Genomic DNA, 12843 nt, shown 5'->3' on the forward strand with positions numbered 1-12843 from the left:
TCTCACGTCCTTCCTTGTCAGGTTGTCAGGGCCTGCCTTGTATTAGGCCAGCGCTTCCAGCTCTGCCTGTAGCGTTTCCAGCAACTCAAGCGCTGCCATCCAGGCGTCCTCCAATGCGGCCTCCTCAGCCTTGAGAGCAGCCTGGCGGGCCAGGAGGTCACGCAAGGCATCCTTACGCCCCGCTTCGTACAAGGTCGTGTCTGCAAGGCCTGCTTCGATTTCGGCCAGTTTGTTGTGAACCTTGCCCAAGGCCGTTTCCAGGCGCTCGGCCTCTCGCTTGTGCGGGGCCAGTTGCTGACGCAATGCCGCAGCGGCCTGCCGCTGCGCTTTTTTATCGGTACGCTCGCCACCTGCTGACGGAGCACCCATGGGCGCGTTGCGCTGACGGTATTCCACTAGCCAACGGGCATAGTCTTCCAAGTCGCCGTCGAAGGCCTCGACCTTGCCGTCTGCTACCAAGAGGAAATCGTCGGTCGTGCTCTTGAGCAGGTGCCTGTCGTGCGAAACCACCAGTACCGCACCGCTGAACTCTTGCAGCGCCATGGTAAGTGCCAGGCGCATTTCAAGGTCCAAGTGGTTGGTGGGCTCATCGAGCAACAATAGGTTTGGCCTGCCCCACGCGATGAGCGCAAGGGCCAGGCGCGCCTTTTCGCCCCCTGAGAAATTCAGTACAGGCTCGTCGATACGTGCTCCGCGAAAATCGAAACCCCCGAGGAAATCCTTGAGCGTTTGCTCGCGCTCGCCAGGGGCAAGGCGCTGCATGTGTAACAAGGGGCTGGCCTTGCCGTCCAGGGAGTCGAGCTGATGCTGGGCAAAATAGCCCACCTCCAGGTTCTCTCCCCGACGCAATGTACCCCCCAAGGGCTCCAACTCGCCCGCAAGGTTTTTGATCAGCGTCGACTTACCCGCGCCGTTAGGGCCGAGCAAACCAATACGTGCACCCGGCGTGAGCTGTAGCTTGACCTTCTCCAGGATTGCCTTGGTGCCGTAGCCCAGACGGGCGTCCGAGAGGTCGAGCAACGGGCTGGAAAGCTTGTGCGCCTCTCGGAAAATGAACTCGAACGGCGAATCTACGTGAGCGGCGGAGATGTCCTCCATGCGCTCAAGGGCCTTGATCCTGCTTTGGGCCTGGCGTGCCTTGGTCGCTTGCGCCTTGAAGCGGGCGATGTATTTTTCCATGTGGGCGCGACGGGCCTGCTGCTTGTCGTAGGCTTGCTGTTGTTGCGCCAGGCGCTCGGCGCGGGCACGCTCGAATGCGGTGTAGCCGCCTCGGTAAAGCATCAACGTGCGCTGATCTACATGCGCGATGTGGTCTACCACCGCGTCCAGGAAGTCCCGGTCGTGGGAAATCAGCAGCAAGGTGCCGGCATACCCTTTGAGCCAGTCTTCCAGCCACAGGATCGCATCCAGGTCCAAGTGGTTGGTGGGCTCATCGAGCAGCAACAGGTCCGAAGGGCACATCAGGGCCTGGGCCAGGTTGAGGCGCATGCGCCATCCGCCGGAAAAATCCCCCACAGGCTGATCCATCTGGGCATTGCTGAACCCTAGCCCTGCCAGCAACTTGCGCGCCCTGGCGTCGGCGGTATAGCCGTCGGCGGCGTCGAGGTCGGAATGAAGCCGGGCTAGCGCACTCCCATCCTGCGCTGCTTCAGCCGCCGCAAGGCCCTGCTGGATCTCCCTCAGGCGCTGGTCCCCATCGAGGACATAATCCACTGCGATACGCTCAAGCGTGTCGATTTCCTGCCGCATGTGGGCGATACGCCAGTCAGGCGGCAGGTCGCAGGTGCCGCCATCGGGCGCAAGTTCGCCGCGCAGCAACGCGAACAACGTGGATTTACCAGCGCCATTGGCGCCGATCAAACCGGCTTTTTGGCCGGCGTGCAGGGTAAGCTCGGCGTCTTCTAAAAGACGTTGCGGGCCACGCTGTAGAGTAAGGTTCTGGATTCGGATCATAATGGCGGCGGAGTTTACCAGCTTCCCTGCTTCAAGGCGTGAGGGCGTGATGCACAACGATCTATGGCGCTATGCATGCCACCTGTATGCCCTTCCGGGCGTTGAACCTGCCTGCCTTGGCGTTCAGGCAACGGGCAGTAATGTATGCCTGGCGCTCTGCGCGCTATGGCTCGAGACGCGGCATGTGCCGTGGTCACAGCTTCGCGCTGATGCCTTGCACGCTATCGCAGGGCCCTGGGCGAGCACCGTGGTCGACCCACTTCGCGCGCTTCGCCAGTATTGGCGAGCCGCAGCTCATGAAGACGATGCGCTCAACACCCTCAGGGTGCACGTAAAACAACTCGAACTGGACGCCGAGCGCACCTTGCTATTACGCCTCCAGGCCGAGGCACAGGCCTGGCCAACAGGCCAATGCGCATCGCCTGAGTGGCTGAACTGGGCTGTACCCGATTCGGCTGCTCAGGCCGCATTACGCGCAGCGATTACGCTGCCGTGAGTAGCTCAGTCGGTAGCAATGTCCGTGACCGGGGTTTCGGCCATGGTCAGGTTGGCGAGTGCCGAGTTGGCTCCGGCACGCGGCTTGCGAGGTGCCCGGCGGCTCACGCCTGCAGTCGAGGCCTGGGTAACACCTTCTGCCAGCGGCGCAACGTCACCGGGGGTAGGTTTGCGACCCCTGGTTTTAGGTGCCATTGACACAGGCTCCATCGGTGCAAAGGCGCTGGAGACCGTACCTGCCGAGGTTGTACCTTCGGCCACCGTCGCACTCCGTGAAGCGCGCGCTTTGACCGTTGCGACCTGCACCGGCTTTTGAGTCGCTGCAGGCTTGGCGTTCGTAGAAACCACTCGCTTCTCCAGCGCCTTGCCCGTAGCTTCTCGCACCTTGTTCACGCCCTGAATAAGCGCCAAGCCTGTCTGGATGTCGCTCTTGAGTTCGCCAATGTACTGCCGGGTTTCGCCCTGGCGCCCTTCTAGCTCAACGAGTGACTGCTCAAGGGCTTCGACAGTGGTACGGGCCTTGGCTTGAGCCTTGCGTTTGCCAGCCGCGGCCGCAATTTCGATACGCTCGCGCTGCTTGTGCAGCTTTTCCTGTACCTTGACGCGGTGCTTTTCCAGTTTGGCGAGGACCTTCTCGGCCTCTGCAAGCGCTTCGGTACAGGCCTGCTCGAAGTGCTCCAGCAGGCTGCCGGTCAGTTGCTGGAGCAAGTGCAGCGGTGTGCTTACAGGCTTTTTCTTGGCCGACATGTCATACCTCCTCACCAATGGGCCTCTATGGTATGCCTGGCGGAGCCGGCTCGCTAGGCTTTGAAAGAAAACTAGCTACGCTTGCCCAAGCCAAGGGCCATGCCGTTTGAAAGCGAACCCTCGGGTAGGGATAATCGGTGTTTCCTCAAGGAGCTACTCTATGCCGCGTCGCCTATTGCTAACGCTCTGCCTGGCCTCCCCCTTGAGCATGGCGCAGCAAGCCGTACCCTCGGCCCATGACCTGGGCTACAGCCTGGGCGCCAGCATTGGCGAACGCTTGCGTGACGACCAGCCGGATCTGGACGTTGATGCGCTGGTGGAAGGCCTTAAGCAGTCTTACCGCAACCAGCCACTAGCGCTGGATGAAGAGCGCATCCGGCAGATCCTGGCTACGCACGAGGCTCAAATCAATGAGCCTGTCCACGATTCCACCGCCGAGGCGGCCCTGAGCGCCGAACACCATTTCATGGCGGCTGAGCGTGCCAAGCCAGGCGCACACGTATTGGAAAATGGGGTCTTGTATACAGAGCTTTCGCCTGGTCAAGGTGCAAAACCTGATGCCAGCTCGCGCGTGGAAGTGATCTATAAGGGGCAGTTACCGGATGGCACCGTATTCGACCAGAACGATCAACCACAGTGGTTCAGGCTCGACAGCGTGATCGACGGTTGGAAGATTGCTCTGCCGCAGATGCCTACAGGGGCACGATGGCGCATCGTAGTGCCGTCGGATCAGGCGTATGGCGCAGAAGGCGCGGGTGAGTTGATCCCACCCTATACGCCGCTAGTGTTTGAAATCGAACTGCGCAACCTTTCTAGCTAAGGGTACTCAGGCCTGCGCTGCTTCTGCGCGGTGCGCGGTGTGCAACACCTCGATGAGGCAGTCTTCCAGCTCAAAGCGCTCGTGCAACACGCCGCTTAGTTCTCTGAGTCGCGCGGACATGTCCGCGAAATCCGTGCAATCGCCACTGTCGCAGTGGTCGTTAAACTTGAGGCAGCCCTCGGTCAGCACATCGAGACGCGGGTAAATCTGCTTGGCAAGCTCAAGGCCTCGCTCATTACCGAACGCCTTGGCTTCATCGCTAAGCTGTTCATACACACCAAAATGGCCTGCAGACACATAATCCAGGAGGGTCGCGCAAAAATCCTTCAGGCCCTGACGACGCAGGCGGCCCTCTTCGGAGGCTTGATCGATTGCCTCGAACGCCTTGATCAGCTGCTTGCGCTCTTGCAACCAACGATCAATGATCAGGTGGACCCCACCCCAACGTTCCTGCGCATTCTGACAACTTTCCAGCATGATCTGTTCTTCCCTTGAGGTTCACGTTGAGTGACGGAACGCAAACCAGCCAATGGCCAGCGAACCTGCACTGTACGTCCATCGAACGTAGCAAAGGGCCACAATCCGGCGCGTTCAGTGAGATTATGCCCAAGGCCTGATGATCGCAAGCCCACACCTTGAGGTAGCCTGAAAGCGCTCACCTTGGCGGCGCGCCTCACCGCTTGAAAAGCTGGAATACACTGATGGCGATGAGCCCTGCAAATGCCAGCAAACTCCATTCGGGCAGGCTCATGTCCAGCATCGTCCAATTGATGACGGCACAGTCCGGTGATCCCAGTACATACAGCCTCAGTGTTTCGAGCAGAGGCTGAGACTGGCCACTGAGAAAAAGGTTCGGGTAGCACAGGTAGGGAGAGAGGGGCGCGCTGACCTGTAGCCACAACTGTCGAATAGCAGAGGCTGCGCCCAAGGTCGAAAAGAGCAAAGCAAGGGACGCATACGCGCGGAGGCTAGGCGTTTTTGACCTAAACACGCTGGCCATGGCGCATACCAACGCAACAAGCGCAATACAGCCGCGTTGAACCAGACACAGTGAGCAGGGCCGAAGCAGCACTACCTTTTCCAGGTAAACCGACGCGCTCAAAGCCAGCAGGGCCAGCAGGCTAGCCAACACGAACAGGTAACGCGGTCGGGCCGAAGGCATTGGCGTTCCAGATACACAATGAACAGGCAGCAACGGTAGTGAAACCGGGAAGGGGTTTCAAGACGGCCGGCATAGGAACAACTCTGAAAACGCAGGTTTCACAGAGCGGTGGTTGAGTCACTTGCTGAACGGGCGGAGGCAGCGCACCTGGCAGGTTACGCGCCCCTTCACACGCTAGACCGCAATAGGGCCCGGAAGTGGGCTGGCCAGAAAACGCTCGTCCAGCAACCCCAGGCCTTCTTGGAACAGCTGATTACTCCGCTGCGTATCACCCAGTTGAGCCAACAGCCGAGCCAACTCTGCGCAGGCTTCCGGGTTGCGTTGCAGGCGAAGGCTGCTTTCCAGGTAATCCCGCGCCTTACCCCACAGGCGGTTATGCAAGCACAGGCGGCCAAGGGTCAGCAGCAGGCTAGGGTCTTGCGGATGATCTTTGAGCAACCCCTCGGCAAAGGCCAGGGCCTTGCTGGGCTCTTCACCCGGTACCACGCCGTACAGCCGTACCAAGTGACTGTCATAGGTGCGCTTCAACGTGGCCCTTAGCACGCCCTCAGCTTTGGCCGTTTCGCCTAGCCGGCGCAGCCGCTCAGCATAGCTGAGCACCAATGCAGGCTCTTGACGCTGACTGCTGCTGAGCTGCTGCCAGGCGGCGTCTACTGCGGCCTCGTCGCCGGGCTCTTGGCCGGTGGTTGCAGGGAGTAGGCGCTCGCCTAGCGCACGCTGTTCGAGTGCAGAGAGCTCTGTAGTACCCATGATCTTCTGTTTGCGCAGCTCAGGTAACAAGCGCACTACGGCTGACCACTCGCCACGCTGCACGCACAGGTTGGCCAACTGCCTAAGCACCTGAACATTGGTGGGGTGGCGCTCATGCATGACTTGCAGCGTGGCCAATGCGCCGTCGTTGTCACCGCGCTCAGCTTGTAATTGGGCGTGGTTCAGGGCAATGGCCAGCTCGGCCTTGGGTTGGCACTGCAGCGCCTGTTCGAGCAGATTATCGCTTTCTTCATGCAAGCCCTGCTCGTTCGCCGCCCGCGCAGCACCCAAGTAGTAAAACAAGGGGTAGCGCTCGCTTTCAGCCGCTCGCTTCAGGTGCTTCTGCGCGCTGGCCCAGCGACCCTCAGCCAAGTCGATCTGGCCCTGGGCAATGGCTGACTGGACCCGGCGTCGCCGATTGCGACGTGACCAGGGGTTCACCACCCCACCGGAGGTCGTCAGCAGCCGTACCAGCCCCACCAGGAACATGATCACCAGCGCCACTGCCAGCAATGCCGCCAGGGTGGTCCAAAGGCCAGACTCGTAGCGGAACACATGGGGGTAATCCACCAACACGTACCCCGGATGGAGCGACACGCCCAGGCCGATGACCAACGCCAGGGCGATAGTCAGGAACAGGACCAGATACAGGCGCTTCATGGCTGCCGCTCCTGTGTAGCAGGCGCTGCGGTGGTCGCTTGATGGCGCCGCGTCATATACGCCTGCAAGGCAGTCAGGCTATCCGCAAGGTCAGGCGTGGCCACGGTGACTTGGCTGTCGCTGAAAGCCTTCAAGTGTGTAAGCAGTGTGCTCGCCTGGGCGTTGTCTTGGCTAAAGTTGGCGCTGAGGATTTCCTGTGCCTGCCCAAGGGACAGCTTGAATACAGCTCCTTCGCCATTAAGGGCAGCCCATTGAGCCTGTTCCAACGCTAAGCCAAGCGCCAGGCGTACCTGGTTAAGGCTTTGCCCCGCCAACAACGGCCGTACGTTGGCATCAGGGTTGAAATCGACCCGGAAGAAGCCTGAAATGCGTGCCCACCATTGGCGCCAGTGCAACGTACTGTCATCGTTGGCAGCGCTGGCTGCCTGGCGATCGGCCTCGAATTGCGGCGCAAGTGCAGACAGTTGGACGGCTTGATCGCGCAAAGCCGCCAGTTGCAGGAACAGGCCGGTGCGGTCCGGCTGCTGGGTGGCCTGCAAGGCAGTCAGGCTACGCGCCAATTGCTCACGGGCGGCGAAGGCATTGGGGTCGTCCTGCTCGCGCAAAATGTCATCCGCCCCTTGCACCAGGGCACGCGCACTATTGACGTCCTGAAGTGCCGACAACCGCAGGCTTGCCAGCCGCACCAAGTGCTCAGCCTCTGTAAGACGCCAATCCTGCCGGCTGGCACCCAGCACTGTCTCCAGGCGCTGCCCTAGCCGTTGCTGGTCGCTTTGAAGCTGTGCCACCAGGCGGCGGCGCTCTTCCAGTTCATCAGCACCGGGCAGCTGCGCCAGCCTCGCATCCAGGCTACGCGCCTGTTCGGCCACGGTACGGTTAGCCGTTGTCAGGGTTTCAACCTGAGTGGTTTGCTGGCGCTGGCCAGCATTGAGGTGGCGCAGTTGCCAGGCTGCCCATCCGCCGACGCCTACGCCTGCCGCCCCTATCAGTAACGCCACTATCGCCAGGCCACGCGCACCCCCAGGCGCGGTGCGCACCGGCGCAGACGTGCTGGAACCCGGGGTTGGAGTAGGCTTGGTTACCGGATCGACAGCAGGTTTGCTCGCAGGCCCAGAGGCAGGCGCCTTGACAGGCGGCTCCACGGGCGGACGGATCGGTTCCTTGGGATCTTGGGGCGGGACTGTTTCGCTCACGTATCCTTCCTTTGTAAGGGCGCGTTTCACGGGCTGCGGGCGGCCAACGCTGCAATCAGGGCCGCGTTACCCGCGCCACGGCAGTTGACCGGTTCTCGACAGCCTAATGCCTGGGCGAGGCTTTCAACCCGGGCGCTCGGTACGAATAGCGGCATTGTAGTAATCGCCGGCCAGGCATCGCCTGCGAGGCGGTGCAAATGCTCCAACCCCTGACCACTGCTGACCACCACCGCGTTCAAGCGTTCCGCTTGCAGCTGATGGGCAATCAGGTTGGAAGGATAATCAGGAACGATGCGACGGTACAGTTCAAGGTAGTCCACCTGAGCGCCCTGCTCTACCAGGCGCTCGGCCAGCCACTCGCGACCCCCCTCACCACGCACGATCAACGCTCTGCAACCAGGCGTCGCCAACGCGGCCATTAACGAAGGCAACTGCCACAACGCTTCGCTGTCGTCACCTTGTTCGGGAAAGGCCACAGGTAGCCCGGCAGTGTGAAGAATGCCCGCTGTCGCGGCGCCCACGGCGAACCAGCGCGGGCCACCTGGTGTTGGCACAGGGTTGAACAGGCTCAGGCACAGCTGGGCCGCTGGCTTACTGACAACAATGATCAGCGTGAAACGGTATAACCAATCCGTCGCGCGCGGCGCTATGTTGGCTAGGGGCTCGATGCGCAGCATTGGCACCACACTGGCGTAGTGGCCATGGTCATGGAGGGCTTCAGCCAACGTGGCCGATTCAGCCTCGGGGCGAGTCAGCAGCAGCCGCCAGCGACTCAATGGCCGCTATCCGGGGCGTAAATATCATCGAGTATGGTCTGCGCGCCTTGCTCAAGTAGCTCATCAGCCACGCGACAGCCAATGGCTTCGCTATCGCTCTGGCTGCCCCGGGCCTGCGCCATTAGCAGCATGGTGCCATCGGGGCGCCCTACCAGCCCGCGTAACCATAGCTGATCGTCTTCGAGGACAGCATAGGCCGCAATGGGCACCTGGCAACCGCCATTAAGACAGCGGTTCATGGCGCGCTCGGCGCCAACCCGCGCAGCCGTAGGGCCGTGGTGAAGCGGTGCCAACAACGCCTGCAACTCAGTATCACCGGTGCGACACTCGATTCCTACCGCGCCCTGCCCTCCTGCGGGCAGGCTGTCAGCGACATCAAGGTTGTCACGGATACGGTCCTCGAACCCTAGGCGAATGAGGCCTGCAGCGGCCAAAATAATCGCGTCGTATTCGCCAGCATCGAGCTTGGCAAGCCGTGTATTGACGTTGCCTCGCAGGAAGCGGATCTGGAGGTCCGGCCGACGCGCCAGCAATTGCGCCTGGCGACGCAGGCTGGATGTCCCTACCACGCTCCCTTTAGGCAGGCTAGCAAGGCCGTCGTACACGTTAGAGACGAACGCGTCCCGTGGGTCTTCGCGCTCACAGATGCAGTACAACCCTAAGCCTTCAGGGAAATCCATGGGGACATCTTTCATGGAGTGAACCGCGATATCCGCTTCGTTTTCCAGCAGTGCGGTTTCCAGCTCTTTCACGAACAGGCCTTTGCCACCAATCTTCGCCAAGGGCGAATCGAGCAACTTGTCGCCACGGCTCACCATGGGCACCAGGGTCACTTGCAGCAGCGGGTGCGCTTGTTCAAGGCGTGCCTTAACGTAGTTGGCCTGCCATAAGGCAAGCGCACTTTTGCGGGTAGCAATGCGAATAGAGCGGACATGCATGAAGAATTACCGTAAGCCTAAATACGGCTAATGATACCAGCTCACTGCACCGGTAACGGCCAGGCGCGTCTATCGAGCAGATAGAAACGCCTGTAAGTGCCCTTTCAAGCCGGGGCTTAGAGTTGCTGCATCATCTTACGCACACCGGCAACATGCCGGCGGCTCACGATAAGTGCATCACCGTTCAGGCCCTTTAAATATAACTGGAAGTGACCCAGCGGGGTGCGTTGCAGCCGCTCGATGCGCTCGCGTGCAACCAGCGCGTTGCGGTGAATGCGCACAAAGCGTTCACCGAACTCATCCTCTAGCGCCTTAAGTGGCTCATCGAGCAGTACTTCACCATGGTCATGGCGCAGCGTGACGTATTTGTGATCGGCAATAAAATAGATCACTTGGTCAAGCGGGATAAGCTCGATGCCTTTGCGCGTGCGGGCACTGATATGGGTACGAGGGCCCGTGCCATTGGTGGCAGCCGGCCGAGTAAGGGCCTGAAGCGTGATGCGGTTGGGCCGTTCGGCCTGCTTGAGCGCATCGGAGAGTTTCTCCGAACTCACCGGTTTCATCAGGAAGTGTACGGCGTTGCTCTGGAAAGCATCGACAGCGAACTCGTCCTGGCCGGTGCAAAACACAATGGCAGGTGGCGCATCCCGTTCGCACAGTTTGGCGGCCACTTGCAAGCCATCCAGGCCTGGCATGCGCACGTCCAACAACACAACATCGGGCTTAAGGCTTTCAATAAGCGTCAAGGCCTCGTCGCCACTACCGGCGCCGGGCTCCAAGACACTGTACCCCTCGAGGTCGCTGACCATTCGGCTCAGTTTCTCGCGGGCCATAGGTTCGTCATCAACGATCAGGACATTCATAGAGTGCCGGATTCCTGCGTAAGTCTCGCGGATAGATAGCGTAGACAGGTGAACTGACGGCCGTGGCGGCATACCACGCTGAGACTGGCGACAGTAGTGAAAAGTGCCCGTAAACGGAACGATGAGGTTTTTCGCTTCTTCGCGGTGATCGCTGACACCCTCTTTATTAGGGGTGCCTCACAGTGATTAAGGCGCAACTTGACTCTCCCTATGGTCGCCTGCCGCTGCCCCGCAGTGGGGTTGCTGAGGTGTCTTGGTTTGAAGCCTTCGCAGCTCACATCGCCCAAGGTTGCAGCGTCCACTTGAACTGTAGACGTTCGCCAGCGACACATTACTCAATCGGTTTGGTTCTATGATGCCCAACCCCGCTGCGGCGCCCCTGAACGCCTAATACCCGGCGAGCCTGCTATGATGCGGTACTTCCCGTTTGAACCTTCAACGAGCCAGTCATGACCGACAAGACCAACCAGTCCTGGGGCGGCCGCTTCAGCGAACCCGTCGACGCCTTCGTCGCCCGCTTCACCGCTTCCGTGACGTTCGACCAGCGCCTGTACCGTCACGACATCATGGGCTCCGTTGCCCATGCCACCATGCTTGCCCAAGTGGGCGTGCTCACCGAGGCAGAGCGTGACGCTATCGTCGAAGGGCTTGGTGCCATACAGGCCGAGATCGAAGCCGGCCAGTTCGAATGGCGCGTGGACCTCGAAGACGTTCACATGAACATTGAGGCCCGGCTGACCGACCGCCTTGGCGTAACCGGCAAAAAGCTGCACACAGGCCGCAGCCGAAACGATCAGGTCGCGACCGATATCCGTCTGTGGTTGCGCGATGAAATCGACACGATCTTGAGCGAGATTACCCGCCTGCAACAAGGTTTGCTAGAGGTTGCCGAACGCGAAGCTGGCACTATCATGCCAGGGTTCACCCATTTGCAAACCGCCCAGCCGGTTACGTTCGGCCATCACCTCATGGCGTGGTTCGAGATGCTCAGCCGCGACTATGAGCGCCTGGTGGACTGCCGCAAGCGCACCAACCGGCTACCCTTGGGCAGCGCAGCCCTCGCCGGGACCACCTACCCCATCGACCGCGACGCTGTGTGTGCGCTATTGGGGTTTGAAGCGGTCAGTGGGAATTCACTGGATGGCGTGTCCGACAGGGACTTCGCCATCGAGTTCTGTGCGGCGGCGAGCCTGGCCATGATGCACCTGTCGCGCTTCTCCGAAGAGCTGGTGCTGTGGACCAGTGCCCAGTTCCAGTTCATCGACCTGCCGGATCGCTTCTGCACCGGTAGCTCCATCATGCCTCAGAAGAAAAACCCGGACGTGCCTGAGCTGGTTCGTGGCAAAAGCGGGCGGGTCTTCGGCGCGCTGATGGGCCTGCTGACCCTGATGAAAGGCCAGCCTCTGGCCTACAACAAGGATAACCAGGAAGACAAAGAGCCATTGTTCGACGCGGCCGATACCTTGCGCGACTCACTGCGTGCATTTGCAGACATGATCCCTGCCATCAAGCCGCGCCACGCCATCATGCGCGAGGCCGCCTTGCGCGGCTTTTCGACCGCAACAGACCTGGCAGACTACTTGGTGCGTCGCGGCCTGCCCTTCCGCGATTGCCACGAGATCGTCGGCCACGCTGTGAAACATGGCGTCGAGACGGGAAAGGACCTCGCCGAAATGAGCCTCGATGAATTGCGCCAGTTCAGCGATCACATCGACGCCGATGTGTTTGACGTGCTTACCCTGGAAGGCTCGGTCAATGCCCGGGATCACATTGGCGGCACGGCACCTGCGCAGGTACGTGCGGCCGTCATTCGCGGCACGGCCTTGTTGGCTCAACGCTAAGGACTACTGATGAACGATGAACTGAACGATGAAGACTTCGCTGAAGTGACCCTCACCGAGGCGATCCGCAATCAGCTGGAAAGCGGAGAGCCTCAGGCCGCCCAGGCAACTTTTAACAAACTCAAGCTGGTGGGATACGAAGAAGAGGATATTCTCAAGCTCATGGCCCACGTGTTGGCGATCGAGATCGACAACATGCTCAAGGCCGATCGCCCCTTCGACGGGGAATGGTACGAGGCCGCCCTACGCGACCTGCCCGAGCTTCCTGACGAAGCCTGAGCCCGTACCTGCCGGAGGGGCTTCGTTTAACAATAACAACAGCGAGGCCGCCGCATGACCTACAGCCCAGAACTGATTGCCGAAATCGAACTGCTGTCTTTGTTCAACCTGGACACAACCCTGGAAGGGTTAAAGGTCCATCAAACCGCAACCCCTGGCGCGATCGCAGCCGCTGCTCGGCTGCATGAGAAAGAACTCATCACCCAGCCCGATGGCGGCTACCTCACAAGCCTGGGGCTTGAAGCGGCGCAGCATGCGCAGTCATTGCTGACCATACTGCACACCACAGAAACCGCCTGACTGCACTCAACCTCGAACGCCTCTGGCCGATAACACCTATACCCTGTTATCGGCCTGGCGCCTGAT

General features: G+C 60.5%; 14 protein-coding genes. 5 read left to right on the plus strand and 9 right to left on the minus strand.

Features of this window, described 5'->3' with window-relative positions; genetic code table 11:
• Positions 1-42: 42 nt before the first annotated feature.
• Complete coding sequence (locus tag AC4LE2_RS20300; RefSeq protein WP_491827850.1) at positions 43-1953, minus strand: ATP-binding cassette domain-containing protein; 1911 nt, start codon at positions 1951-1953, stop codon at positions 43-45.
• Between the two features lie 49 nt (positions 1954-2002).
• Here AC4LE2_RS20300 and AC4LE2_RS20305 point away from each other — a divergent pair, with 49 nt between their 5' ends.
• Positions 2003-2449 carry a TIGR02444 family protein gene (locus AC4LE2_RS20305; protein WP_491828192.1) on the plus strand — a complete coding sequence of 149 codons (447 nt, stop codon included), beginning with the start codon at positions 2003-2005 and terminating at the stop codon, positions 2447-2449.
• A 5-nt stretch (positions 2450-2454) separates the two neighbouring features.
• Here AC4LE2_RS20305 and AC4LE2_RS20310 read toward each other — a convergent pair whose 3' ends face one another.
• Positions 2455-3195, minus strand: coding sequence for an AlgP family protein (locus AC4LE2_RS20310; RefSeq protein ID WP_491827852.1), 741 nt, complete (start codon positions 3193-3195; stop codon positions 2455-2457).
• A gap of 160 nt (positions 3196-3355) precedes the next feature.
• On the opposite strand from AC4LE2_RS20310, the gene AC4LE2_RS20315 reads away from it, so the two are divergent.
• Positions 3356-4015 carry an FKBP-type peptidyl-prolyl cis-trans isomerase gene (locus tag AC4LE2_RS20315; RefSeq protein ID WP_491827854.1) on the plus strand — a complete coding sequence of 220 codons (660 nt, stop codon included), beginning with the start codon at positions 3356-3358 and terminating at the stop codon, positions 4013-4015.
• 6 nt (positions 4016-4021) lie between these two features.
• Here AC4LE2_RS20315 and rsd read toward each other — a convergent pair whose 3' ends face one another.
• The 7 genes from rsd to AC4LE2_RS20350 form a co-directional block, all read right to left on the minus strand.
• Entirely contained in the window at positions 4022-4492 is a 471-nt protein-coding gene (rsd, locus tag AC4LE2_RS20320; protein ID WP_491827856.1) for a sigma D regulator, read from the minus strand.
• Between the two features lie 196 nt (positions 4493-4688).
• On the minus strand, positions 4689-5177 hold the full coding sequence (locus AC4LE2_RS20325) for a disulfide bond formation protein B (protein WP_491827858.1): 489 nt from the start codon (positions 5175-5177) through the stop codon (positions 4689-4691).
• A gap of 174 nt (positions 5178-5351) precedes the next feature.
• Positions 5352-6587 (minus strand): heme biosynthesis HemY N-terminal domain-containing protein, encoded by a 1236-nt coding sequence (locus AC4LE2_RS20330; RefSeq protein WP_491827860.1) that lies wholly within the window; start codon positions 6585-6587, stop codon positions 5352-5354.
• Complete coding sequence (locus AC4LE2_RS20335; protein WP_491827862.1) at positions 6584-7780, minus strand: uroporphyrinogen-III C-methyltransferase; 1197 nt, start codon at positions 7778-7780, stop codon at positions 6584-6586. Before AC4LE2_RS20335 ends, AC4LE2_RS20330 begins: the two co-directional genes overlap by 4 nt.
• A gap of 26 nt (positions 7781-7806) precedes the next feature.
• A complete protein-coding gene (locus AC4LE2_RS20340; RefSeq protein ID WP_491827864.1) occupies positions 7807-8556 on the minus strand; it encodes a uroporphyrinogen-III synthase in 750 nt (249 codons plus the stop codon).
• Positions 8553-9494: a hydroxymethylbilane synthase gene (gene hemC, locus AC4LE2_RS20345; protein WP_491827865.1), complete on the minus strand. Its 942-nt coding sequence runs from the start codon at positions 9492-9494 to the stop codon at positions 8553-8555. The genes AC4LE2_RS20340 and hemC overlap by 4 nt, the downstream gene beginning before the upstream one ends.
• Positions 9495-9610: 116 nt before the next feature.
• On the minus strand, positions 9611-10357 hold the full coding sequence (locus AC4LE2_RS20350; protein WP_491827866.1) for a LytR/AlgR family response regulator transcription factor: 747 nt from the start codon (positions 10355-10357) through the stop codon (positions 9611-9613).
• A 449-nt stretch (positions 10358-10806) separates the two neighbouring features.
• Between AC4LE2_RS20350 and argH the strand changes: the two genes are divergently transcribed.
• The 3 genes from argH to AC4LE2_RS20365 are packed head-to-tail and all read left to right on the plus strand — an operon-like array spanning position 10807 to position 12777.
• Positions 10807-12198 carry an argininosuccinate lyase gene (argH, locus tag AC4LE2_RS20355; protein ID WP_491827867.1) on the plus strand — a complete coding sequence of 464 codons (1392 nt, stop codon included), beginning with the start codon at positions 10807-10809 and terminating at the stop codon, positions 12196-12198.
• A gap of 9 nt (positions 12199-12207) precedes the next feature.
• Entirely contained in the window at positions 12208-12477 is a 270-nt protein-coding gene (locus AC4LE2_RS20360; protein ID WP_491827868.1) for a hypothetical protein, read from the plus strand.
• A gap of 54 nt (positions 12478-12531) precedes the next feature.
• Positions 12532-12777, plus strand: a complete 246-nt coding sequence (locus AC4LE2_RS20365) for a TIGR02647 family protein (protein ID WP_491827869.1) — start codon at positions 12532-12534, stop codon at positions 12775-12777.
• The last annotated feature ends 66 nt before the right edge of the window (positions 12778-12843 follow it).

This window comes from Pseudomonas sp. 9.3L (assembly GCF_058536285.1).